Genomic DNA, 23,290 nt, shown 5'->3' with positions numbered 1-23,290 from the left:
TGCGCGCCAAGTTCCGATCGTACGGGTACCGGCCGGGTGACACCGACCGGGGCCCCGGGTTCCACTTACCCGAACGGCCCCGCACCGAGCCGGTGCGGGGCCGTTGGACGGCGGCTTGGGGACCGGCGAGCGGCCCCGTGGCGGGTCAGTTCCAGCTGTCGTGCAGCGGCTTGCCCTCGGCGTAGCCGGCGGCGCTCTGCACACCGACCACGGCCTTCTCGGCGAACTCCGCCAGGGAGGCCGCGCCCGCGTAGGTGCAGGAGCTGCGGACGCCCGCGATGATCGAGTCGATCAGGTCCTCGACGCCGGGGCGCGCCTGGTCGACGAACATCCGCGAGGTGGAGATGCCCTCCTCGAAGAGCGCCTTGCGGGCCCGGTCGTAGGCCGACTCGTCGCTGGTGCGGTTGCGCACCGCACGGGCCGAGGCCATGCCGAAGCTCTCCTTGTACGGCCGGCCGTCGGCGGTGTGCTGGAGGTCACCGGGCGATTCGAGGGTGCCGGCGAACCACGAGCCGACCATGACGTTGGACGCGCCCGCGGCCAGTGCCATGGCGACATCGCGGGGGTGGCGGACACCGCCGTCCGCCCAGACGTGCTTACCGAACTTCCTGGCCTCGGCGGCGCACTCCAGCACCGCGGAGAACTGCGGCCGGCCGACCCCGGTCATCATCCGGGTGGTGCACATCGCGCCCGGTCCGACACCGACCTTGATGATGTCAGCGCCGGCCTCGATCAGATCGCGGACGCCCTCGGCGGCGACGATGTTGCCCGCCACGATCGGGACCTGCGGGTCCAGCGCCCGGACCGCCCTGATCGCGGTGATCATCGACTCCTGGTGGCCGTGCGCGGTGTCCACCACGAGGGTGTCCACACCGGCCGCCAGCAGGGCCTTGGCCCGCCCGGCCACATCGCCGTTGATGCCGACGGCGGCCGCGATCCGCAGCTTGCCGTCGGCGTCCGTTGCGGGGGTGTACAGGGTGGCGCGGAGCGCGCCCTTACGGGTGAGGATGCCGACCAGCATGCCGTCCGCGTCGACCGCGGGCGCGAGCTTGCGGTTGGCGGCGTCGAGGCGGTTGAAGGCCTCCCGCGGGTCGATGTCCGCGTCCAGGACCAGCAGGTCCTTGGTCATGACCTCGGCCACCTGCGTGAAGCGGTCCACCCCGGCCAGGTCGTGCTCGGTGACGACGCCGACCGGGCGGCCGCCCTCGACGACGATGCCCGCGCCGTGCGCCCGCTTGGGCAGCAGCGCCAGCGCGTCGGCCACCGTCGCGACCGGGGACAGCACGATCGGCGTGTCCAGGACCAGGTGGCGGCGCTTTATCCAGGTCACGACGTCGGTGACGACGTCGAGCGGGATGTCCTGAGGGATGACGACCAGGCCACCGCGGCGGGCCACCGTCTCGGCCATCCGGCGGCCGGCGATCGCCGTCATGTTGGCGACCACGAGCGGGATGGTGGTCCCGGTCCCGTCGTGCGAGGACAGGTCCACGCCCTGGCGGGAGCCGACGGCGGAGCGGCCGGGCACCATGAACACGTCGTCGTAGGTCAGGTCGTAGGGCACCGAAGAACTCTCTTCGAGCGCGCCGTTCTTCGGGTTCAGGAATCGCATATGGCCAGGATACGGGCCCTGACCAGGGGTCATGTGATTGTCCGAGCGCCCTGTGGACGGTGTGTGCGATCCCCCAAGGGGCCCCGCGCCGCCCGTGGTGTCCGTGCCGCTCCCCGGCCCTTCGCGCGAGCGGCGGACCGCACGGCATCGTGGCTGGTCGGGCCCGCTACGGCCGCCGTTCCGCGCTCTGCCTGGCCCGTCCCCTGGCCATGATCACGGCGAGTCCGGTGGCGGTGTCCCGCCAGTAGCCCACCGCGTCCGCCAGCACCCCCTCGACGATGCTCCACTCGTCGGGCGCCGCGGCCGCGTAGCCCTGCCAGCCCGTCACCACGAGCAGCCGGCCGCGGTCGGCGGGGCACCAGGACAGATCGGTGAGGCAGTCGTCGAGCGCGTCCCAGTTACGGCCGAACCAGTCCGGCAGCCGCAGCGCGCGGGCGCAGCGGTCCATGAAGGCGGCCTTGTCGGCGACCTCGTCGAGGTCCAGGGAGGCGCCGGTCCAGCCGGCGTCCCGGGCGGCGGCCAGCGCGTCCGCCACCGAGCGCTCGGCGGGCCAGGGCAGCACCCCCGGGGGTGTGCTGCCGTCGAGGACCGCCGCGAGGGGCCGGGGCACGGGAGCCGTCATCGCAGCACCGCCTTGAAGGACCGGTAGTGATCGTTGGTGTAGTACGTCTCATGGCCCTCGCCGGTGACCAGGCGGCGGGCACCGCGGTCCGGTGCGCCGGGGGTGGGGACCGTGTACTCGTGGTAGTAGCCGCGCGGCTGACGGGGCAGCAGCCGCTCGCGGTTGCCGAAGACCGTGCCGTCCTGGGAGTACGGGAAGGGCCCGCCGGCGTCGATGAGCCGCAGGGTGTCCCGTGCCTGGGAGGGCAGCTCGCCGGCCGGGACGACCGGCATGCCCTGTGCCCAGTCCGGTACGCCGGAGGCGCGCGGCGAGCCGCCGACGGCGGTGGCGGTGGACCGCGGCGCTCCGGCCGAACTCCCGTCGCCGCCACCGCCCGTGGAACACCCGGTCAGCACCAGGAGCAGCCCGGCCAGCAGCGCGCCGGCGAGGGCGGCGGCACGGCGCGGGGAGAAGCGGATCACCATGCGCCGATGCTGTCACAGGCCCGCGCGGGCTGCTCGTCGATGGCCGCGCCCCGGGGGTGCCCCCGGGCGGTGCGGCGCCGGTGCTCCCCGGCCGCTCCGCCCCGCCGGGGTCCGGCGTACGTCACGCCCCGTCAGGGTCCGCCCGGTCCAGTGCGGGGCGCGGCCCCGGGCCGGTCTCCAGCAGCAGATGGTCGGCCGCCGCGGTGTCCGTGACCAGGCTCGTCACCAGCCCGGAACGCAGCACCGCACCGATCGCGGCGGCCTTGCGCCCGCCGCCCGCGATGGCGACGACCTCCGGGATACGGCGCAGTCGGTCCGCCTCGACCGTGATGCACCGCTCGCCGAGGTCCCGGCCGATCCGCCGCCCCTCGGCGTCGAAGAGGTGCGCCGACATCTCGGCGGCGGCGCCCAGCGAGGCGTAGTGCTCCCGCTCCTGCTCGCTCAGCATGTCGTAGACGGTCGAGACGCCCGGCTCCCAGGAACCGATGGAGACACAGGCGACGGTGACCTTGTCGAAGTAGTCGAACGCGCGGGCGATGCCGGTCTGGCGGCGCAGCGCCTCGGCCGTCGCCGAGTCGGGCAGCAGCATCGGCGCGTAGATCGGGTGCGCCTCGCCCCCGGCGACATCGGCCGCGCGGCGCACCGCCTCGACGGAGCCGCGGTCGGCGGTCCCGGCGTCGTAGACACCGGTCAACTGCACGACGGTGCACGGCGGGAGGCGGTGCAGCGCGGCGGCCATGTGGATGGTCGACCGGCCCCAGGCCAGCCCCAGCACATCGCCCTCGGTGACCAGCTCGCCCAGCAGGTCGGCCGCGACCTCGCCGAGGTTCTCCGGGTCGGCGGCGTCCTCCGGCGGGGTCTGGCCGCCGAAGGCGGGGGGAGCGTCGGCGGGCGACTCGACGACCACCGCGTGCCGCAGGCCGTAGCGGGCCCGCAGCGCGTCGGAGCGTTCGGCGTCCAGCTCGGAGGGCACCCGGATCTCGATCCGTACGAGATCACGTTCCAGTGCCGTCTCCAGCACCCGCGCGACCTTGAACCGGCTGACGCCGAATTCCTCCGCGATCTGAATCTTCGACTTGCCCTCAAGATAGAAACGGCGGGCCATGGCCGCGGCCTGCACCAGCTCGGCAGGGCCCATTCCGGACTGTGGGCGGCTGGCTACCACGAAATTCTCCCCTTTTGCGCATCTGATCGAGTCTTTGCTCATCCTTTCAGAAACCCGGGGGCAACGGGGACCACGAGCGCCCCGACCCTCGTGAACGCTCGGTTGCGCCACGGGCAAGAGGCGGCACCGCACCGCGGGGAAATTCCCCTGGCCGGAATATGCCGGGCCGCCCGTGCCCCCTTCCGAAATTCAGTGCGCGCAGCCCCAGCCCGCCGCCGCGGTCGCCGTCTCGGCCTTTTCCCGCAGGTCCCGTACCGCCTTGGCCGGATCGTCCGCGCCGTACACCGCGGAGCCCGCCACGAACACGTCGGCGCCCGCCTCCGCGCACCGCTCGATGGTCTCCGCCGAGACCCCGCCGTCCACCTGGAGCGCCAGCTCCAGACCGTGCCGGGAGATCAGCTCACGGGTACGGCGGATCTTCGGCAGCATGATGTCCAGGAACGCCTGGCCGCCGAAGCCCGGCTCCACGGTCATGATCAGCAGCATGTCCAGCTCGGGCAGCAGATCCTCGTACGGCTCGATCGGCGTGGCCGGCTTCAGCGCCATCGACGCCCGCGCCCCCTTGGCCCGGATCTCCCGCGCCAGCCGTACGGGCGCCGCCGCCGCCTCCACGTGGAAGGTCACGGAGCCGGCCCCGGCCTCGATGTACCGCGGCGCCCAGCGGTCCGGGTCCTCGATCATCAGATGCAGGTCGAGCGGGGTGTCCGTCGCCCTGCTCAGCGACTCGACGACCGGTACACCGAGGGTGAGGTTCGGGACGAAGTGGTTGTCCATGACGTCGACGTGCAGCCAGTCGGCGCCCTCCACGGCCTTCGCCTCCTCGGCGAGCCGGGCGAAGTCGGCGGACAGGATGCTGGGGTTGATCAAGGCCATGCCCCCAGTATGGCGTGCGGCCCGGGGGCCGGCGGAGGGGGGACGGGCGCGAGGGCGCGGGCGGGGCTTTCACACGGGGGTTACCGCGCCCCGCCGAGGACGGGCCCCGAGGCGGGCCCAGGCGCCCGCCCGGTCAGCCCGCCCGTCAGCCCGTCCGGCGCAGCAGGGCCAGGTACATCGCGTCCGTGCCGTGCAGATGCGGCCACAGCTGGACGTCCGGGCCGTCGCCCAGTGCCGGTACGCCGGGCATCAGCGGGCGGGCGTCGATCCACTCCACCTCGACCGGCTCGCCGCCGCGGCCCTTGATCACGTCGTCCACCACGGCCCGGGTCTCGGCCGGATGCGGCGAGCAGGTCGCATAGCCGACGACACCGCCGACCCGGACCGCCGCGAGCGCCTCCCGCAGCAGCCCGCGCTGGAGCGGGGCGAAGCCGTCCAGGTCCTCCGGGCGGCGCCGCCAGCGTGCCTCGGGGCGGCGGCGCAGCGCGCCCAGGCCGGTGCAGGGCACGTCCACCAGCACCCGGTCGAAGGAGCCGGGCCGCCAGGCCGGGCGGGTGCCGTCGGCGGCGATGACCGCGTACGGGCCGGGGTTGCCCTCCAGGGCCCGGGACACCAGCCGGGCGCGGTGCGGCTGCTTCTCCGACGCCAGCAGGGCGGCACCGCGCTGCGCGGCGAGCGCCGCCAGCAGCGCCGCCTTGCCGCCGGGGCCGGCACAGCCGTCGAGCCAGGCGTGGTCGTCGCCCTCGACGGGCGCGTTGGCCAGCGCGAGGGCGACGAGCTGGCTGCCCTCGTCCTGCACCCCGGCGCGCCCCTCGCGGACCGGGTCCAGCGCGCCCGGCTCCCCGCCTTCGGCGAGCCGCACCGCGTACGGGGACCACCGCCCGGGAAGCGTGCTCTCCTCGCCGGCCGCCGCCACCAGCTCCTCGGTGGTGCTCCGGCCGGGCCGGGCCACCAGGGTCACCTCGGGGCGTTCGTTGTCCGCGTCCAGCAGGTCCTCGATGCCGGCCCGGCCGCCGCCGAGCGCGTCCCACAGGGCCGAGACGATCCAGCGGGGGTGGGCGTGCACGATGCCGAGGTGGTCCTCGGGGTCCTCGTCGTACTCCGGGGCGACCCGCTCCAGCCAGCCGTCCAGGTCATGGGCCGCGACCTTGCGGAGCACCGCGTTGACGAACTTCGCCCGGCCGTCGCCCAGCACCACCCGCGCCAGTTCGACGCTGGCGCTGACCGCGGCGTGCGTCGGGATGCGGGTGCCGAGCAGCTGATGCGCCCCGAGGGTCAGCACGTCCAGGACCGGCGGGTCCACCTCCCGCAGCGGCCGGTCCACGCACTGCGCGATGATCGCGTCGTACGTCCCCTGCCGGCGCAGCGAGCCGTAGACCAGCTCCGTCGCCAGCGCGGCGTCCCGGGAGTCGAAGTCACCGCGCTCACGCGCCTTGCGCAGCAGCGGCGGCAGGACCAGGTTCGCGTAGGCGTCGCGCTCGTCGACGGCCCGCAGCGCCTCGAACGCGAGAATCCTGACCGGGTCCTTCTGCGGGCGGCGATGGGGCTTGCTGGGGCGACGGCGCGGCTGCTGACTCACAGAAAAGGTGCTCCGGATACGAGATGAGGGGTCCGTCCCAGCCTACGCGGGCCCGCCGGGCCCGGCGCGCGGCGGTGGCCGGCCGCGGTGCGGGCCCGCCGTCCGCCGGTGACGGAGCGCCGAGGGGTCAGTCCCCCAGCCGCTCCCCGCCCTCGATCCGCACCCCGCGCGCCCAGTCCGCCGCCTTCATCGGCTTCTTGCCCTGCGGCTGGACCCAGACGAGTTCCACCGGGTGGCTGCCGGTGCCGACATGCACCGCCTTCTTCGTGACGGCGAGTTCGCCGGGTGCCAGGCCCAACTCCGCCTGGTCCGTGGCGGGGACGGCCGACATCAGCTTGAGGCGCTCGCCGCGGAAGACCGTCCAGGCGCCGGGCGCGGGCGCGCAGCCGCGGATCACCCGGTCGACCCGCAGCGCGGGCGTCGCCCAGTCCACCTTCGCGTCCTCGACCTCGATCTTCGGGGCGAGCGTGACGCCCTCGGCCGGCTGCGGCACGGCCTGCAGCGTGCCGTCCTCGATGCCGTCCATCGTCGCCACCAGCAGCCCGGAACCGGCGAACGCCAGCCGGGTGAGCAGATCGCCGCTGGTGTCCGTGGGCCGGACCTCCTCGGTCAGCACCCCGAAGACCGGGCCGGAGTCCAGGCCGGTCTCGATCTGGAAGGTCGAGGCGCCGGTCACCTCGTCCCCGGCGAGCACCGCGTGCTGCACCGGCGCCGCGCCCCGCCAGGCGGGCAGCAGCGAGAAGTGCAGATTGACCCACCCCTTGGCGGGGATGTCGAGCGCGGTCTTCGGCAGCAGCGCACCGTAGGCGACCACCGGGCAGCAGTCCGGCGCGATCTCCCGCAGCCGGGCCAGGAAGTCCTCCTCGCGCGGCTTGGCGGGCTTGAGCACCTCGATGCCCGCCTCCTCCGCGCGCTCCGCGACGGGGCTGGCGACCAGCTTCCGGCCGCGTCCGGCGGGGGCGTCGGGCCGGGTCACCACGGCCACGACCTCGTGCCGGTCGGAGGCGATCAGGGCATCGAGGGCGGGTACGGCGACCTCGGGGGTGCCGGCGAAGACAAGCCTCATGGGTGGTGAACTACCTCTCACACGCAGCGGAACGACACACCAGTCTATGGGTCCGCCCCGGGTCACAGGCGGTGCGTCCAGGGGGCGTACACCATTTCCCGCGCCTCGTACGGAAGCTCGCACGCCCCCATACCGTGACCAGAGCCGCTGCTGTCGCGTTGGTCAAACAGCATTGACCCGACCGGGCCGCTTCGGCGGCCCGCTCGCTGTCATCCTTCCTATTCCACGCCGGTTCGAGAGGCTTGCTCATGGCCGACCACGCAACCCACGACGCCCAGGCGCGCGCCAGCCTGCATCTCCTGGTGCGGGACATCGAGCGGGTGCGCCGGCAGGTGGACGCACTGCGCACGCTGACCGCTCAGCTCGGCAACGTCTACCGGCCACGGCGCACGGGCCCCTCCGCGGGCTTCGTCGTCTACGGACGCGCGCCCGCTCCGACGGTGCGCCTCGCCCAGGAACTGCGCGACAGCGTCGAAACCCTCGTCACGGCCGCGGTCGACTTCGACCGGTCGCTGGGCTTCTCGTGGGACGCGGTGGGCTCGGCGCTCGGCGTCACCAAACAAGCCGTACACCGCCGTTACGGCTCCCGCAGAGCCACTGCCCAGCCCGCCACGGAGGACAACGGCGCCGAACCTGCGGTGCGTTCGGCCGAGACCTCCGCGACCCGCGCGGTCACCGTCGCCGCGGGGCTGCCCGGCTCCGCGTCCGTCCCCGCCGCCCGGTCCATGCCCTCCCAGCCCTCCGCCGCCACCCGCGACGAACCGGCCCGGCCGGGCGCCTTCCCCGGCCCCCGCAACGGCTGAACCACCCGCGACACCGGGCGCCTTCGCCCCCACGCCGCTCGCCAACGCCCCGGGACGCCGACCTGGTCCCGGGGCGGCGCCATGTCCGCGGAGGCCCGGCTGCGAGGTCCGTCTCCTGGCGCCCGCTCCGCCCCGGCGGTCCCTCACCCCAGGTCCGGCGGATCGATCCGGACCCGTACGGCCTCCCCCTCCCGCTTCACCAACCGGGCTGCGCGGGCCGCCTTGAGAGCGGCGGCGAGGGCCGCGCCCTGACCGGGGCGGACCCGAACCAGCGCGCGCTCCCACTGCTCGCCCGGCGGCGGATCGCCCGGCCGGCGCGGGCGCGCGGGGTCCGGGACCGGAAGCGGTACGGGGCCCAACACCTCGGCGCCCGCGGGGAGTCCGGCGGAACGCAGCAGTTCCGTGACGTCCTCGGTGCGGCCGGCCACGGAGGCCATCCGCGACACCGGCGGGAAACCCAGCTCGGCCCGCTCGGCCAGCTCACGGACCGCGTGGCCGACCGGGTCCCAGCGCACCAGCGCCTGCACCGGCCGCAGCGTCGGCTCCGCGATCACCGCGACCGTGCCGCCCTCGGCCTGCCCGCGGACCAGCGCGGCGGCGCCCAGCCAGCGGCGCAGCGCCTCCTCCCCCGCCCGCAGGTCCGGCCGCCCGAGCAGCGCCCAGCCGTCCAGCAGCAGGGCCGCCGCATAGCCGCCGCCCTCGGCCACCGGCTCGGCCCCCGGGGTACTCACCACCAGCGCGGGGACACCGGGCACCGTGGCCAGCACATGGTCCCGCCCCGAGGTCCGCACCGGCACCGCCGGGAACACCCGGCCCAGCTCCTCCGCCGTCCGCCGCGCCCCCACGATCTGGGCCCGCAGCCGCACGCCGCCGCACTCGGAGCAGTGCCAGTCGGGCTCCGGCCGACCGCACCACCCGCAGCACAGCTCGCCGGCGTCCTGCGACTCCAGCGGGCCCGCGCAGGCCCGGCAGCGCGCGGGGGTACGGCAGCGCTCGCACGCCAGCCGGGGCGCGTATCCCCGGCGCGGGACCTGGATGAGCACCGGCCCGCGCTGCAGGCCCTCCCGCACCAGCTGCCAGGCCATCGTCGGCAGCCGGGCGGCCCGCGCGGCGGCGTCCCGGGCCTCGTCACCGTCGCCGACCGTACGCACCAGGGGGGCCGCGGCCCGCACCTGGGCGCGGTCGGCGATCAGCGGGCGGGCCCAGCCCGTCTCGACCAGCTGGGCCGCCTCGACCGTGCAGCTCAGCCCGCCCAGCAGGAATCCGGCGCGCTCATGGACCGCGCGCTGGACGAGCACCTCGCGGGCATGCGGCTGCGGGGCGTGCGGATCGCTGTGGCTGGCGTCCCCGTCGTCCCAGAGGGCGACCAGGCCCAGCCCGGCGACCGGCGCGAACATCGCCGCCCGGGTCCCGACCACGGCGCGCACCGCGCCCCGGCTGACCGCCAGCCAGCGGCGGTAGCGCTCCTCCGGCCCGGCGTCGGCGGTCAGCAGCACATGGCGGTCCGTGCCGATCAGCTCGCCGAGCGCCGCGTCCACCCGCGCCGCCGCCCGCCCGTCCGGCACCACCACCAGCGCACCGCGCCCGCCCGAAAGCGTCGCGGCCACCGCCCGCGCCAACTCCTGCGGCCAGGTCGCCCCGGGCAGCGCCGTCCACACCGCCCGCGGCGCTTCCCCCTGGGCCAGCGCCGTCAGAAACCCGGCGCCCGCCCCGTAGCGCTCCCAACTTCCCGGCTCCGGCGGCGGGTTGGGAGGCAGGGGGTCGGGCGAGGGCTTGGCCTCCGCGCGTGCCCGGCGGGGTGGCACGGCCAGCTGCACCACATCGGCGAGCGTCCCGGCATAGCGGTCGGCGACCGACCGGCAGAGCCCCAGCAGCTCGGGTGTCAGCACCCGCTCGGGGGAGAGCACCTGCGCGATCGGGGCGAGCACGCCCCGGTAGTCGCTCTCCGCGACCCGCTCCACGATGAATCCGCTGACCAGCTTGCCGCCCTCGCGCCGGCCGCCCTTCTCCCCCGCCCCGAAGCGCACCCGCACCCGGACCCCGGGCTGCGCCTCGTGATCCATCGCCGCCGGTACCGCGTAGTCGAAATACCGGTCGAGGTGCACCAGCCCCTTGTCGACCAGCACCCGCGCCACCGGCAGCTCGGCGGCCAGCTCGGCCCCCCGCCACGTCCGCGGCTTCGCCCGCTCCGTCTTGGTCTCCCGCACGGCCTCCCGGATGAGGGCCAACTGCTCGCCCGCATCCGGCGCCCCCGCGTCCGGTCGCCCGTTCTCCCTGCTCACAGCATCAGTCTTAGCAGACCGCACGGACAGTGCCGGGCGGGCTGTGGACAACCGACGGCCCCGGACCGGCGAGCGGTCCGGGGCCGTGGCATGTCACACGGGCGCGACGGGACTTACAGCCCCGCGGCCTTCTTCAGGGCCTCCACCCGGTCCGTGCGCTCCCAGGTGAAGTCCTCCAGCTCACGGCCGAAGTGGCCGTAGGCGGCGGTCTGGGAGTAGATCGGGCGGAGCAGATCGAGGTCGCGGATGATGGCCGCCGGACGGAGGTCGAAGACCTCACCGATGGCCTGCTCGATCTTGTCGGTGTCGACCGTGGCGGTGCCGAAGGTCTCGACGAAGAGACCGACCGGCTCGGCCTTGCCGATCGCGTAGGCGACCTGGACCTCGCAGCGGGCCGCGAGGCCGGCGGCGACGACGTTCTTGGCGACCCAGCGCATCGCGTAGGCGGCCGAGCGGTCGACCTTGGACGGGTCCTTGCCGGAGAAGGCGCCGCCACCGTGGCGGGACATACCGCCGTAGGTGTCGATGATGATCTTGCGGCCGGTCAGGCCGGCGTCACCCATGGGGCCGCCGATCTCGAACCGCCCGGTCGGGTTGACCAGCAGACGGTAGCCGTCCGTGTCCAGCTTGATGCCGTCCTCGACCAGCTGGTTGAGGACGTGCTCCACGACGAACTCGCGGATGTCGGGCGCGAGCAGCGAGTCCAGGTCGATGTCGCTGGCGTGCTGCGAGGAGACCACGACGGTGTCGAGGCGGACGGCCTTGTGGCCGTCGTACTCGATGGTGACCTGGGTCTTGCCGTCGGGGCGGAGGTAGGGGATGGTGCCGTTCTTGCGGACCTCGGAGAGGCGCTTGGAGAGCCGGTGCGCGAGGTTGATCGGGAGCGGCATCAGCTCCGGGGTCTCGTCGCAGGCGTAGCCGAACATCAGGCCCTGGTCGCCCGCGCCCTGCCGGTCCAGCTCGTCGTCGTCGCCCTCGACGCGGTTCTCGTACGCGGTGTCGACACCCTGGGCGATGTCCGGGGACTGCGCGCCGATGGACACCGAGACGCCGCAGGAGGCGCCGTCGAAGCCCTTCTTGGACGAGTCGTACCCGATGTCCAGGATCTTGTTGCGGACGAGGTTGGGGATGTCGGCGTACGCCTTCGTCGTCACCTCGCCGGCCACGTGCACCAGGCCGGTGGTGATCAACGTCTCCACGGCGACCCGGGAAGTCGGGTCTTCCTTGAGGAGAGCGTCGAGAATGGTGTCGCTGATCTGGTCAGCGATCTTGTCAGGGTGTCCCTCGGTGACGGATTCCGAGGTGAAAAGGCGGCGGGACACATCGCTCCCTGGGGTTGCAGCGGCTGCTGGCTGATCATTGGCGGAAGGGCCGAGAGCTGCGCTCGGCCCGATCCACTCGCCAGTTTATCGGTCGGATGCGGTGTTCGGACACGCGGTCTCGATTTATGGACCCCCCGTGACCTGGGACACCGCGGCTTACGCTAGGACGATCACCTCGAGAATGGGCCGGGTCAAGGGGACATGCCCGATTTCTAGGGCTGACGGAGTGATTCCGGGGCCGGTGCGACGCGTCAGCGACGAGTCTCGGCCAGGCGCGGTGCGACCAGGTCCCAGACCGTCTCGGCCAGGGTTTCCTTGGGCCCGTACGGCACCGGGGTCTCGGTTCCGTCGGCCGCGAGGATCACCGCCTCGTTCTCCGCGGAGCCGAAGGCCTTGTGCTCCCCGACCTCGTTGACGACCAGCAGGTCACAGCCCTTGCGGGCGAGCTTGGCGCGGCCGTTGGCGAGCACCTCGTCGGTCTCGGCGGCGAAGCCGACGACGAGCTGCCCCGGGACGGCCCGCTCGGCGGAGAGCTCGGCGAGGATGTCCGGATTTCGCAGCAAGGCGATGGGTTCCGGCTCCTGGCCCTCGACCTTCTTGATCTTGCCGGTGGCGTAGGCGGCCGGGCGGAAGTCGGCGACCGCGGCGGCCATGACCACGGCGTCGGCATCCGCGGCGGCCTTCACCACGGCCTCGTGGAGCTGCCGGGCGGTCCCGATGTGGATCACGTCGACACCGGCCGGATCGGGCAGCTCGGTGTTCCCGGCGACCAGGGTGACCCGGGCGCCGCGGGCCACCGCGGTACGGGCCAGTGCGTAGCCCTGCTTGCCGGAGGAGCGGTTGCCCAGGTAGCGGACGGGGTCCAGCGGCTCGCGGGTACCGCCCGCGCTGATCACCACATGGCGCCCGGCGAGATCCTGCTCCGCCGCCCGCGCGCCACGGGCCAGCACCCGGCGGCAGAAGTCGAAGATCTCGGCCGGGTCGGGGAAACGGCCCTTGCCGGTGTCGACGCCGGTCAGCCGGCCGACCGCGGGGTCGATGACCAGCGCGCCCCGGCGGCGCAGGGTGGCGACGTTCTCCTGGGTGGCGGGGTTCTCCCACATCTCGGTGTGCATCGCCGGGGCGAAGATCACCGGGCAGCGGGCGGTGAGCAGGGTGTTGGTGAGCAGATCGTCGGCGAGGCCGTGGGCGGCCTTGGCCAGCAGGTCGGCGGTGGCCGGGGCGACCACGACGAGGTCCGCGGCCTGGCCGATGCGGACGTGCGGGACCTCGTGGACGGACTCCCAGACCTCGGTGCCCGCCGGGTTGCCGGACAGTGCCGACCAGGTGGCCTCCCCCACGAAGTGCAGCGCCGAAGCGGTCGGCACCACCCGTACGTCGTGCCCGGACTCGGTCAGCCGCCGCAGCAGCTCACACGCCTTGTAGGCGGCGATCCCGCCGCTGACCCCCAGGACGACCCTGGGCCGCTCCCGCTCGCGCTTGTCCATCGCTCCGCCGCTCCCCGGCCTAGGTCCCTACGTATGCCCCTATGACACACCAAGGGCCCGGCGGATGCTCCGCCGGGCCCTTGGGTACCGCATTGCGCTGCTTACTGGGCGGGGCCCTCGATGGCCTCGGAGGTCAGCAGACCCGCGTTGATCTCGCGGAGCGCGATGGAGAGGGGCTTCTCGTGGACGTGGGTGTCCACGAGGGGGCCCACGTACTCGAGCAGGCCCTCGCCGAGCTGCGAGTAGTACGCGTTGATCTGGCGCGCACGCTTGGCGGCGTAGATCACCAGGCTGTACTTCGAATCGGTGGCCTCGAGAAGCTCATCAATGGGCGGGTTGATGATGCCCTCGGGTGCAGTGATGGAAGAGGACACTCTCTACCTTCCGAAGGGGGATGGAGCGGGGGTGGAACGAAAAGTCTCGGCCGATCCGGGGAGCTGCGCGGTCAGCCGCTGGAGTTCCGGTCCTCGGATCGATGCAACATCAAGGCTAGCAGCTCGCGGCTGACGTCCTCGACGGAGGTGTTGACAAGCGTCACATCGAACTCCTTCTCCGCCGCCAGCTCGATCCTGGCGGCGGCCAGCCGGCGCTCGATGACCTCCGGCGCCTCCGTGCCCCGGCCGGTGAGCCGGCGGACCAGCTCGTCCCAGCTCGGCGGGGCCAGGAAGACCAGCTCGGCCTCCGCCATGGACGCGCGGACCTGGCGGGCGCCCTGCAGGTCGATCTCCAGCAGGACCGGCTCCCCGGCCTCCAGGCGGTCCAGCACCGCCTTGCGGGGGGTGCCGTAGCGGTTGCCCGCGAACTCGGCCCATTCGAGCAGCTCACCGTTGGCGATGAGCTTGTCGAACTCCTCGTCCTCCACGAAGAAGTAGTGGACGCCGTGCCGCTCCCCGGGGCGCGGCTTGCGGGTGGTGGCCGAAACCGAGAGCCAGACCTCGGGGTGGACCTTGCGCATATGCGCGACGACCGTGCTCTTGCCGACCCCGGAGGGGCCGGAGAGCACGGTCAGTCGCGGTTGTCTGGCCGGGGGCTCGGGGGTCGTCCCCCGGGAGACTGCAGAACTCATGCAGCGATTATTCCAGCTTCCCGGTGATGCCGGAAAATTCAGGAAGCGGTGCTGCCGAACTCGCGCTCCAGCGACGCGATCTGGTTGGAGCCAAGACCCCGGACACGGCGGCTTTCGGAGATGCCGAGCCGCTCCATGATCTGCTTGGCGCGGACCTTGCCGACGCCCGGCAGGGACTCCAGCAGGGCGGAGACCTTCATCTTGCCGATGACGTCGTTCTCCTGGCCCTGCTTGATGACCTCATGGAGGGAAGCACCGGAGTGCTTGAGCCGATTCTTGACCTCGGCGCGCTCCCGGCGAGCCGCGGCGGCCTTCTCGAGCGCGGCTGCGCGCTGTTCAGGGGTAAGGGGCGGAAGAGCCACGCCTACGTCACCTCGGATGTCGAACTGTCGGATACGGACCAGTGTGGAACCTAGTCACCCCGCATGTGCGGAGCAACGAGCAACGCGCTTACGTGCAGTGCTCTCGACGGAGACTAGCGGCAGAGGGCGCCGGAGTCAGCGAGAACAGACGAAAAGTCCTGGTCAGACTCAGCTGACCAGGACATTTCGGGACCAAAGTCCCCGACTTTCCGCTTCTAGGCGAGCGCGGTGCGCACTTCGCCGGCGAAGCGGTCCGCCGCAGCTCGCAGCGCCGCGGCGTCCGGACCGTGCCGCAGCACCCCCCGGCTGACGCTCGGGACGACGTTGTGTACGGCGTTTCCGAAGACCTTCGGCAGGTCGGCGGGGGTGGCGCCCTGCGCGCCGATGCCGGGGGCGAGCAGCGGGCCGTTGATCGCCAGGTCGAACGAGGAGAGATCGCCGAGCGTGGCGCCGACGACCGCGCCGAAGGAGCCCAGCGGCTCGGCACCGGCGTTCTCGGCCGCAAGATGGCCGAGCATCGTCGCCGCGAGGGTACGGCCGTCCTCGCGCACCGCCCGCTGGACCTCCGCGCCCTCCGGGTTGGAGGTGAGCGCGAGGACGAAGAGTCCGGCGCCGTTCTCACGGGCCAGGTCGGCGGCGGGGCGCAGCGAGCCGTAGCCGAGGTACGGGGAGACCGTCAGCGCGTCCGAGAACAGCGGGGAGTCCGGGCGCAGGAAGGTCTCGGCGTAGGCGGCCATGGTGGAGCCGATGTCGCCGCGCTTGGCGTCCATCAGGACCAGGGCACCGCGCTCGCGCGCCTCGACGACGGCGGTCTCCAGGACGGCCAGGCCGCGCGAGCCGAAGCGCTCGAAGAACGCGGACTGCGGCTTGAAGACGGCGACCGTCTCGCCGAGGGCCTCCACCACGGTCCGGGTGAACCGCGCCAGGCCCGCGACATCGTCGTTCAGGCCCCAGTCGGCCAGCAGCGAGGCATGCGGGTCGATGCCGACGCAGAGCGGGCCACGGGTGTCCATGGCGCGGCGCAGCCGCGTGCCGAAGGGCTCCGGGGTCATGCGGTCACCTTCTTGTGCTCGGCGCCGACGGCGTCGGCGAGGGTGGCGTAGGGGCTGTTGCGCAGCCGGGCGGCCAGCCCCTTGTGGATCGCACGGCACCAGAACGGGCCCTGGTAGATGAAGGCGCTGTAGCCCTGCACGAGGGTGGCGCCGGCGAGGATGCGCTGCCAGGCGTCCTCGGCGTCCTCGATGCCGCCGACCCCGATGAGGGTGATCGTGTCGCCGACCCGGGCGTAGAGGCGGCGCAGCACCTCCAGGGAGCGCTCCTTGACGGGCGCGCCGGACAGGCCGCCGGTCTCGGCGACCAGCTCGGGGGCGGAGGTCAGCCCGAGGCCCTCGCGGGCGATGGTGGTGTTGGTGGCGATGATCCCGTCCAGGCCGAGTTCGACGGCGAGGTCGGCGACCGCGTCCACGTCCGCGTCGGCGAGGTCCGGGGCGATCTTGACCAGCAGCGGGACCCGGCGGTCGGTGACGGTGCGGTCGGCGGCCTCGCGGACCGCGGTCAGCAGCGGCCGCAGGTGGTCGACGGCCTGGAGGTTGCGCAGCCCCGGGGTGTTCGGGGAGGAGACGTTGACGACCAGGTAGTCGGCGTGCGGGGCGAGCCGCTCGGTGGAGGTGACGTAGTCGGCGGTGGCCTCGGCCTCCGGGACGACCTTGGTCTTGCCGATGTTGACGCCGACGGTGGTGGGGAAGACCGGGTGGCGGGCGGCGAGGCGGGCCGCGACGGAGGCGGAGCCGTCGTTGTTGAAGCCCATCCGGTTGATCAGCGCGCGGTCCGGGACGAGCCGGAAGAGGCGCTTCTTCGGGTTGCCCGGCTGCGGCTGGGCGGTGACCGTGCCGATCTCGACGTGGTCGAAGCCGAGCATGGTCATCCCGTCGATGGCGACGGCGTTCTTGTCGAAGCCGGCGGCCAGGCCGAAGGGGCCGTGCATCCGGCGGCCCAGGGCCTCGGTGCGCAGCTCCTTGTGGCGGGGCGCGAGCGCGGCCGCGAGGAAGGTGCGCAGCATGGGGACGCGCACGGCCAGCTGAATCCAGCGGAAGGCCAGGTGGTGGGCCTTCTCGGGGTCCATACGCCGGAAGATCAGTTGGAAGAGGAGGCGGTACATCGTCGGGTGGGGCCTTCCGCGCTGAGGAAGTGGGCAGGGGGATCACGAAGAGGGGGACACCGTTGTGGTGTCCCCCTCCCGGCCGCTACTCCTGGCGGGCCGCGGTGAGATGTTCGGCGTGCTCCTGGAGGGAGCGCACGCCCACGTCCCCGCGGGACATGGCCTCGATGCCCTGGACGGCGGCGGCCAGCGCCTGGACCGTGGTCAGGCACGGGACGCCGCGGGCGACGGCGGCGGTACGGATGTCGTAGCCGTCCAGCCGGCCGCCGGTGCCGTAGGGGGTGTTGACGATCAGGTCGACCTGGCCGTCGTGGATCAGCTGGACGATGGTCTTCTCGCCGTCCGGGCCCTCGCCCTCGGAGTTCTTTCGCACCACGGTGGCGTTGATGCCGTTGCGGCGCAGCACCTCGGCGGTGCCGGAGGTGGCGAGCAGTTCGAAGCCGTGGGCGACCAGCTCACGGGCCGGGAAGATCATCGAGCGCTTGTCACGGTTGGCGACGGAGACGAACGCGCGGCCCTTGGTGGGCAGCGCCCCGTAGGCGCCGGACTGGGACTTGGCGTACGCGGTGCCGAAGACCGAGTCGATGCCCATGACCTCGCCGGTGGAGCGCATCTCCGGGCCGAGGACGGTGTCCACACCGCGGCCGTGGATGTCGCGGAACCGCGACCAGGGCATCACGGCTTCCTTGACCGAGATCGGCGCGTCCAGCGGCAGGGTGCCGCCGTCGCCCGCCTTGGGCAGCATGCCCTCGGCGCGCAGCTCGGCGACGGTCGCGCCCAGCGAGATCCGGGCGGCGGCCTTGGCCAGCGGTACGGCGGTGGCCTTCGAGGTGAAGGGGACCGTACGGGAGGCGCGGGGGTTGGCCTCCAGGACGTAGAGGATGTCCCCGGCCATCGCGAACTGGATGTTGATCAGTCCGCGGACGCCGACGCCCTTGGCGATGGCCTCCGTCGAGGCCCGCAGCCGCTTGATGTCGAAGCCGCCGAGGGTGATCGGGGGCAGGGCGCAGGCCGAGTCGCCGGAGTGGATGCCGGCCTCCTCGATGTGCTCCATGACGCCGCCGAGGTAGAGCTCGTGGCCGTCGTAGAGCGCGTCGACGTCGATCTCGATGGCGTCGTCGAGGAACCGGTCGATGAGGACCGGGTGCCGGTCGATCAGGCCGGCGTGGCGGGTGAGGTACTCCCGCAGCGAGGGCTCGTCGTAGACGATCTCCATGCCGCGGCCGCCGAGCACGTAGGACGGGCGGACCATGACCGGGTAGCCGATCTCGGCGGCGATCTGCTGGGCCTCGGCGAAGGAGAACGCGGTGCCGTACTTGGGGGCCGGCAGTCCGGCCTCGGTCAGCACCCGGCCGAAGGCGCCGCGCTCCTCAGCGAGGTCGATCGCCTCGGGCGAGGTGCCGACGATCGGCACGCCGTTGTCCTTGAGCGCCTGCGCCAGGCCCAGCGGGGTCTGCCCGCCGAGCTGGACGACGACACCGGCGACCGGGCCGGCCTGGGTCTCGGCGTGCACGATCTCCAGCACGTCTTCCAGCGTCAGCGGCTCGAAGTACAGGCGGTCGGAGGTGTCGTAGTCCGTCGAGACGGTCTCCGGGTTGCAGTTGACCATCACGGTCTCGTAGCCGGCGTCGCTCAGCGCGAACGAGGCGTGGACGCAGGAGTAGTCGAACTCGATGCCCTGGCCGATGCGGTTGGGGCCGGAGCCGAGGATGATCACGGCCGGCTTCTCGCGGGGCGCGACCTCGTTCTCCTCGTCGTAGGAGGAGTAGAAGTACGGCGTCTTCGCGGCGAACTCGGCGGCGCAGGTGTCGACGGTCTTGTAGACCGGGCGGACGCCGAGGGAGTGCCGGACCTCACGGACGACGTCCTCGCGCAGTCCGCGGATCTCGGCGATCTGGGCGTCGGAGAAGCCGTGGCGCTTGGCGTCGGCGAGGATCTGCGGGTCGAGCTTGTCGGCCGCGGCGATCTCGTCGGCGATCTCCTTGACGAGGAAGAGCTGGTCGACGAACCACGGGTCGATCTTCGTGGCGTCGAAGACCTCCTGCGGGGTGGCGCCGGCCCGGATCGCCGTCATGACGGTGTTGATCCGGCCGTCGGTCGGGACCTGGGCCTTCTCCAGCAGCTCGGCCTTGTCGCCCGGCTCGCCGACGAAGTCGAACTGGCTGCCCTTCTTCTCCAGGGAGCGCAGGGCCTTGTTGAGCGCCTCGGTGAAGTTCCGGCCGATGGCCATCGCCTCGCCGACCGACTTCATGGTCGTGGTGAGCGTGGCGTCGGCGGCCGGGAACTTCTCGAAGGCGAAGCGCGGCACCTTGACGACGACGTAGTCGAGGGTCGGCTCGAAGGACGCCGGGGTCTTCTCGGTGATGTCGTTGGGGATCTCGTCGAGGGTGTAGCCGACGGCGAGCCGGGCGGCGATCTTCGCGATCGGGAAGCCGGTGGCCTTGGAGGCCAGCGCGGAGGAGCGCGAGACGCGGGGGTTCATCTCGATGACGATGACCCGGCCGTCCTCGGGGTTGACCGCGAACTGGATGTTGCAGCCGCCGGTGTCCACACCGACCTCGCGGATGACCGCGATGCCGACGTCCCGCAGGGTCTGGTACTCCCGGTCGGTGAGCGTCATCGACGGTGCGACGGTGATCGAGTCGCCGGTGTGCACGCCCATCGGGTCGAAGTTCTCGATGGAGCAGACGACCACGACGTTGTCGTTCTTGTCGCGCATCAGCTCCAGCTCGTACTCCTTCCAGCCGAGGATGGACTCCTCCAGGAGCACCTCGGTGGTCGGCGAGAGCGTCAGGCCCTGCCCGGCGATCCGGCGCAGCTCCTCCTCGTCGTGGGCGAAGCCGGAGCCGGCGCCGCCCATGGTGAAGGAGGGGCGGACGACGACGGGGTAGCCGCCGAGCTCGTCCACGCCCGCCAGGACGTCGTCCATGGAGTGGCAGATCACCGAGCGGGCGGACTCGCCGTGGCCGATCTTCTTGTTGACCTCCGCCACGACCTCCTTGAACAGGTCGCGGTCCTCGCCCTTGTTGATCGCCTCGACGTTGGCGCCGATCAGCTCGACGCCGTACTTGTCGAGGGTGCCGGACTCGTGCAGCGAGATGGCCGTGTTCAGGGCCGTCTGGCCGCCCAGGGTGGGCAGGAGCGCGTCCGGGCGCTCCTTGGCGATGATCTTCTCGACGAAGTCCGGGGTGATCGGCTCGACGTAGGTGGCGTCGGCGATCTCCGGGTCGGTCATGATCGTCGCCGGGTTGGAGTTCACCAGGATGACGCGCAGGCCCTCGGACTTGAGGACCCGGCATGCCTGGGTGCCGGAGTAGTCGAACTCGGCGGCCTGGCCGATGACGATCGGGCCGGAGCCGATGACCAGGACGGACTGGATATCGGTGCGCTTAGGCACGCTGGCCCTCCATCAGGGAAACGAAGCGGTCGAAGAGGTACGCGGCGTCGTGCGGACCCGCGGCGGCTTCGGGGTGGTACTGGACGCTGAAGGCCGGCTGGTCGAGGAGGTGCAGGCCCTCCACCACGTCGTCGTTGAGGCAGACGTGGGAAACCTCGGCGCGGCCGAAGGGGGTGTCGGAGACCTTGTCGAGCGGGGCGTCGACGGCGAATCCGTGGTTGTGCGCGGTGACCTCGACCTTGCCGGTCGTACGGTCCTGCACCGGCTGGTTGATGCCGCGGTGCCCGTACTTGAGCTTGAAGGTGCCGAAGCCCAGCGCGCGGCCCAGGATCTGGTTGCCGAAGCAGATGCCGAACAGCGGCGTCTTGCGCTCCAGCACCCCGCGCATGACGGAGACCGGGTGGTCGGCGGTGGCCGGGTCGCCGGGGCCGTTGGAGAAGAACACGCCGTCCGGGTTCACCGCGTAGACGTCCTCGACGGTGGCGGTGGCGGGCAGGACGTGCACCTCGATGCCGCGCTCGGCCATCCGGTGCGGGGTCATGCCCTTGATGCCCAGGTCGATCGCGGCGACGGTGAACTTCTTGGTGCCGATCGCCGGGACGACGTAGGTCTCCTTGGTGGCGACCTGGGTGGAGAGGTCGGCGCCCTGCATCTCGGGGGCCTGGCGCACCTTGGCCAGCATCGTGCCCTCGTCGGGCAGCGCGTCGCCGGAGAAGATGCCGACGCGCATGGCGCCGCGCTCGCGCAGGTGGCGGGTCAGCGCGCGGGTGTCGACGCCGCTGATGCCGACGACGCCCTGGTCGACCAGCTCGTCGTCCAGCGAGCGCACCGAGCGCCAGTTGGACGGGAGGCGGGCGGGGTCGCGGACGACGTAGCCGGAGACCCAGATCCGTCCGGACTCGGGGTCCTCGTCGTTCACACCGGTGTTGCCGATGTGCGGCGCGGTCATGACGACGACCTGGCGGTGGTACGAGGGGTCGGTCAGCGTCTCCTGGTAGCCGGTCATGCCGGTGGAGAACACCGCTTCGCCGAAGGTCTCCCCCACGGCCCCGTAGGCGCGGCCGCGGAAGGTGCGGCCGTCCTCCAGGACGAGTACGGCGGGGATCTTGGCAGTCCCCCTGGTGGAGGTCGTCATCGTGCGCCTTCCGTTTCGGTGTGCTCGGTGGTGCTGTGCTCGGTGGTGCTGTGTTCGGTGGTGCTGTGTTCGGTGGTGCTCAGCTGGTTCAGGGCCTCGACCCAGGCCGGGTGCTCGCCCGCGCGGTCGGAGCGGAAACCGGAGTCGATCTCCTTGTCCCCGTGCCGCCAGGTGACGATCAGCAGGCCGCCCTCGGGCAGGACCTTGCCGGCGATGCCCTTGTCGAGACGGGCGCCGCGCAGGGCGGCGGCCGGCACGAAGAAGTCCTCGGCGCCCGGTCGTACGACGTCCAGGCCCTGGTCGGTCAGGGTCAGTTCGGCGCGGCTGCGGGTGCCCAGACCGCGGGCCACGATCCGGTCGAGCCACTGCCCGGCGGTGGTGGACCCGTGGTAGCGGCCGCTGAGCCGCAGCCGGGGCTCTCCGAGGCCGTCCGGGGCGGTCGGCAGCTCGGGCAGATCGCCCTGGAGGGTGCCGCGCCATTTCCAGCCCTGGCGCATCAGCCAGTAGACGAAGACGACGAAGACCAGCAGGCCGACGACCCAGCCGATCCGTGCGGCCCAGTCGGTGACCGGCGCGGACTTCTGCGCTTCGGCCAGGTGGATCAGTGGAGGAGTCACGCCAGCTTCCCGTCGACGACCGTTGCCCGGCCCCGCAGGAAGGTGTGGGTGACGCGTCCCGGCAGCTCACGGCCCTCGTAGGGGGTGTTGCGGCTGCGGGAGGCGAAGCCCGCGGGGTCCACCTCTCCACGGTAAGCGGAATCGAGCAGCGTGAGGTTGGCGGGCTCACCAGCCGAGACGGGGCGGCCGTGGCCCTTGGCCTGTCCGATCCGCGCGGGCGCGTAGGACATCCGGTCCGCGACGGCCTCCCAGGTCAGCAGCCCGGTCTCGACCATCGTCTGCTGCACGACCGACAGCGCGGTCTCCAGGCCCACCATGCCCATGGCGGCCGCGGCCCACTCGCAGTCCTTGTCCTCGTGCGGGTGCGGGGCGTGGTCGGTGGCGACGATGTCGATCGTGCCGTCGGCGAGGGCCTCGCGCAGGGCCATCACGTCGCGCTCCGTGCGCAGCGGCGGGTTGACCTTGTAGACGGGGTTGTAGCTACGCACCATCTCGTCGGTGAGGAGCAGGTGGTGCGGCGTGACCTCGGCGGTGACGTCGATGCCGCGGGACTTGGCCCAGCGGACGATCTCGACGGAGCCGGCGGTCGACAGGTGGCAGATGTGCACCCGCGAGCCCACGTGCTCGGCGAGCAGGACGTCCCGGGCGATGATCGATTCCTCGGCCACCGCCGGCCAGCCCCCGAGCCCCAGCTCCGCCGAGACGATGCCCTCGTTCATCTGGGCGCCCTCGGTGAGCCGCGGCTCCTGGGCGTGCTGCGCGACGACACCGCCGAAGGCCTTCACGTACTCCAGCGCCCGGCGCATGATCACGGCGTCGTGCACGCACTTGCCGTCGTCGGAGAAGACGGTGACCCCGGCGGCGGACTCGTGCATGGCACCCAGCTCGGCGAGCTTGCTGCCCTCCAGGCCGACGGTGACGGCACCGATGGGCTGCACATCGCAGTAGCCGTGCTCCTGGCCGAGGCGGTAGACCTGCTCGACCACGCCGGCGGTGTCGGCGACGGGGAAGGTGTTGGCCATGGCGAACACCGCGGTGTAGCCACCGGAGGCGGCCGCCCGGGTACCGGTCAGCACGGTCTCGGAGTCCTCGCGGCCCGGCTCGCGCAGATGGGTGTGCAGATCGACGAGGCCCGGCAGAAGGATCTTGCCCTCGGCCTCGATGACGTCGGCGCCCTCGGCGGACAGTCCGGCGCCGACGGCCTCGATGGTCTCGCCGTCGATCAGGACGTCCTGGGCCTCGCCGCCGAGCACCTTCGCACCACGGATCAGGATCTTGCTCAT

The 23,290-nt window shown here is 72.5% G+C and carries 20 protein-coding genes; 1 reads left to right on the top strand and 19 read right to left on the bottom strand.

Annotation, left to right across the window (positions count from 1 at the left end; genetic code table 11):
- Window positions 1-145: 145 nt before the first annotated feature.
- The 7 genes from ACWC9R_RS20505 to fmt form a co-directional block, all read right to left on the bottom strand.
- On the bottom strand, window positions 146-1,609 hold the full coding sequence (locus ACWC9R_RS20505) for a GuaB1 family IMP dehydrogenase-related protein (RefSeq protein WP_450733389.1): 1,464 nt from the start codon (window positions 1,607-1,609) through the stop codon (window positions 146-148).
- A 166-nt stretch (window positions 1,610-1,775) separates the two neighbouring features.
- Complete coding sequence (locus ACWC9R_RS20500; RefSeq protein ID WP_362602376.1) at window positions 1,776-2,231, bottom strand: barstar family protein; 456 nt, start codon at window positions 2,229-2,231, stop codon at window positions 1,776-1,778.
- On the bottom strand, window positions 2,228-2,695 hold the full coding sequence (locus ACWC9R_RS20495) for a ribonuclease domain-containing protein (RefSeq protein ID WP_450733387.1): 468 nt from the start codon (window positions 2,693-2,695) through the stop codon (window positions 2,228-2,230). The genes ACWC9R_RS20500 and ACWC9R_RS20495 overlap by 4 nt, the downstream gene beginning before the upstream one ends.
- A 121-nt stretch (window positions 2,696-2,816) precedes the next feature.
- Entirely contained in the window at window positions 2,817-3,833 is a 1,017-nt protein-coding gene (locus tag ACWC9R_RS20490) for a sugar-binding transcriptional regulator (protein ID WP_362602370.1), read from the bottom strand.
- Window positions 3,834-4,049: 216 nt separating this feature from the next.
- Entirely contained in the window at window positions 4,050-4,733 is a 684-nt protein-coding gene (rpe, locus tag ACWC9R_RS20485; RefSeq protein ID WP_450733385.1) for a ribulose-phosphate 3-epimerase, read from the bottom strand.
- 145 nt (window positions 4,734-4,878) lie between these two features.
- Entirely contained in the window at window positions 4,879-6,312 is a 1,434-nt protein-coding gene (locus ACWC9R_RS20480; RefSeq protein ID WP_450733383.1) for an RsmB/NOP family class I SAM-dependent RNA methyltransferase, read from the bottom strand.
- A gap of 127 nt (window positions 6,313-6,439) precedes the next feature.
- Window positions 6,440-7,378 (bottom strand): methionyl-tRNA formyltransferase, encoded by a 939-nt coding sequence (gene fmt, locus ACWC9R_RS20475; protein ID WP_450733381.1) that lies wholly within the window; start codon window positions 7,376-7,378, stop codon window positions 6,440-6,442.
- Between the two features lie 248 nt (window positions 7,379-7,626).
- On the opposite strand from fmt, the gene ACWC9R_RS20470 reads away from it, so the two are divergent.
- On the top strand, window positions 7,627-8,181 hold the full coding sequence (locus ACWC9R_RS20470) for a hypothetical protein (RefSeq protein WP_450733379.1): 555 nt from the start codon (window positions 7,627-7,629) through the stop codon (window positions 8,179-8,181).
- 143 nt (window positions 8,182-8,324) lie between these two features.
- Here the strand turns inward: ACWC9R_RS20470 and ACWC9R_RS20465 are convergent, their stop codons facing one another.
- The 12 genes from ACWC9R_RS20465 to ACWC9R_RS20410 form a co-directional block, all read right to left on the bottom strand.
- Entirely contained in the window at window positions 8,325-10,463 is a 2,139-nt protein-coding gene (locus ACWC9R_RS20465) for a primosomal protein N' (RefSeq protein ID WP_450733377.1), read from the bottom strand.
- Window positions 10,464-10,576: 113 nt separating this feature from the next.
- Window positions 10,577-11,785: a methionine adenosyltransferase gene (gene metK / locus ACWC9R_RS20460; RefSeq protein ID WP_450733375.1), complete on the bottom strand. Its 1,209-nt coding sequence runs from the start codon at window positions 11,783-11,785 to the stop codon at window positions 10,577-10,579.
- A gap of 251 nt (window positions 11,786-12,036) precedes the next feature.
- Window positions 12,037-13,272 (bottom strand): bifunctional phosphopantothenoylcysteine decarboxylase/phosphopantothenate--cysteine ligase CoaBC, encoded by a 1,236-nt coding sequence (gene coaBC / locus ACWC9R_RS20455; protein WP_450733373.1) that lies wholly within the window; start codon window positions 13,270-13,272, stop codon window positions 12,037-12,039.
- A gap of 101 nt (window positions 13,273-13,373) precedes the next feature.
- Window positions 13,374-13,646: a DNA-directed RNA polymerase subunit omega gene (rpoZ, locus tag ACWC9R_RS20450; protein ID WP_005319902.1), complete on the bottom strand. Its 273-nt coding sequence runs from the start codon at window positions 13,644-13,646 to the stop codon at window positions 13,374-13,376.
- A gap of 71 nt (window positions 13,647-13,717) precedes the next feature.
- Window positions 13,718-14,338, bottom strand: coding sequence for a guanylate kinase (gene gmk, locus ACWC9R_RS20445; protein ID WP_393360168.1), 621 nt, complete (start codon window positions 14,336-14,338; stop codon window positions 13,718-13,720).
- A gap of 38 nt (window positions 14,339-14,376) precedes the next feature.
- The gene (locus tag ACWC9R_RS20440; RefSeq protein ID WP_006607450.1) at window positions 14,377-14,700 is read right to left on the bottom strand and encodes an integration host factor; all 324 of its coding nucleotides are present in this window, start codon (window positions 14,698-14,700) and stop codon (window positions 14,377-14,379) included.
- A 215-nt stretch (window positions 14,701-14,915) separates the two neighbouring features.
- A complete protein-coding gene (gene pyrF, locus ACWC9R_RS20435; protein ID WP_450733370.1) occupies window positions 14,916-15,752 on the bottom strand; it encodes an orotidine-5'-phosphate decarboxylase in 837 nt (278 codons plus the stop codon).
- Entirely contained in the window at window positions 15,749-16,858 is a 1,110-nt protein-coding gene (locus ACWC9R_RS20430) for a quinone-dependent dihydroorotate dehydrogenase (RefSeq protein ID WP_450733368.1), read from the bottom strand. Before ACWC9R_RS20430 ends, pyrF begins: the two co-directional genes overlap by 4 nt.
- An 85-nt stretch (window positions 16,859-16,943) precedes the next feature.
- Window positions 16,944-20,255, bottom strand: a complete 3,312-nt coding sequence (gene carB, locus ACWC9R_RS20425; protein WP_450733366.1) for a carbamoyl-phosphate synthase large subunit — start codon at window positions 20,253-20,255, stop codon at window positions 16,944-16,946.
- A complete protein-coding gene (gene carA / locus ACWC9R_RS20420) occupies window positions 20,248-21,390 on the bottom strand; it encodes a glutamine-hydrolyzing carbamoyl-phosphate synthase small subunit (RefSeq protein WP_450733364.1) in 1,143 nt (380 codons plus the stop codon). Before carA ends, carB begins: the two co-directional genes overlap by 8 nt.
- On the bottom strand, window positions 21,387-22,007 hold the full coding sequence (locus ACWC9R_RS20415) for a PH-like domain-containing protein (RefSeq protein ID WP_450733362.1): 621 nt from the start codon (window positions 22,005-22,007) through the stop codon (window positions 21,387-21,389). The genes carA and ACWC9R_RS20415 overlap by 4 nt, the downstream gene beginning before the upstream one ends.
- Complete coding sequence (locus ACWC9R_RS20410) at window positions 22,004-23,290, bottom strand: dihydroorotase (RefSeq protein WP_450733360.1); 1,287 nt, start codon at window positions 23,288-23,290, stop codon at window positions 22,004-22,006. The genes ACWC9R_RS20415 and ACWC9R_RS20410 overlap by 4 nt, the downstream gene beginning before the upstream one ends.

The organism is Streptomyces sp. NPDC001219 (assembly GCF_053597915.1).
This window is presented reverse-complemented; position numbering and strand designations above follow the sequence as displayed.

Coding starts and splice junctions, on each gene's coding strand:
- ACWC9R_RS20505 (WP_450733389.1), bottom strand. CDS start 1,609: ATGCGATTCCTGAACCCGAAGAACGGCGCGCTCGAAGAGAGTTCTTCG.
- ACWC9R_RS20500 (WP_362602376.1), bottom strand. CDS start 2,231: ATGACGGCTCCCGTGCCCCGGCCCCTCGCGGCGGTCCTCGACGGCAGC.
- ACWC9R_RS20495 (WP_450733387.1), bottom strand. CDS start 2,695: ATGGTGATCCGCTTCTCCCCGCGCCGTGCCGCCGCCCTCGCCGGCGCG.
- ACWC9R_RS20490 (WP_362602370.1), bottom strand. CDS start 3,833: ATGGGCCCTGCCGAGCTGGTGCAGGCCGCGGCCATGGCCCGCCGTTTC.
- rpe (WP_450733385.1), bottom strand. CDS start 4,733: ATGGCCTTGATCAACCCCAGCATCCTGTCCGCCGACTTCGCCCGGCTC.
- fmt (WP_450733381.1), bottom strand. CDS start 7,378: ATGAGGCTTGTCTTCGCCGGCACCCCCGAGGTCGCCGTACCCGCCCTC.
- ACWC9R_RS20470 (WP_450733379.1), top strand. CDS start 7,627: ATGGCCGACCACGCAACCCACGACGCCCAGGCGCGCGCCAGCCTGCAT.
- coaBC (WP_450733373.1), bottom strand. CDS start 13,272: ATGGACAAGCGCGAGCGGGAGCGGCCCAGGGTCGTCCTGGGGGTCAGC.
- gmk (WP_393360168.1), bottom strand. CDS start 14,338: ATGAGTTCTGCAGTCTCCCGGGGGACGACCCCCGAGCCCCCGGCCAGA.
- pyrF (WP_450733370.1), bottom strand. CDS start 15,752: ATGACCCCGGAGCCCTTCGGCACGCGGCTGCGCCGCGCCATGGACACC.
- ACWC9R_RS20430 (WP_450733368.1), bottom strand. CDS start 16,858: ATGTACCGCCTCCTCTTCCAACTGATCTTCCGGCGTATGGACCCCGAG.
- carA (WP_450733364.1), bottom strand. CDS start 21,390: ATGACGACCTCCACCAGGGGGACTGCCAAGATCCCCGCCGTACTCGTC.
- ACWC9R_RS20410 (WP_450733360.1), bottom strand. CDS start 23,290: ATGAGCAAGATCCTGATCCGTGGTGCGAAGGTGCTCGGCGGCGAGGCC.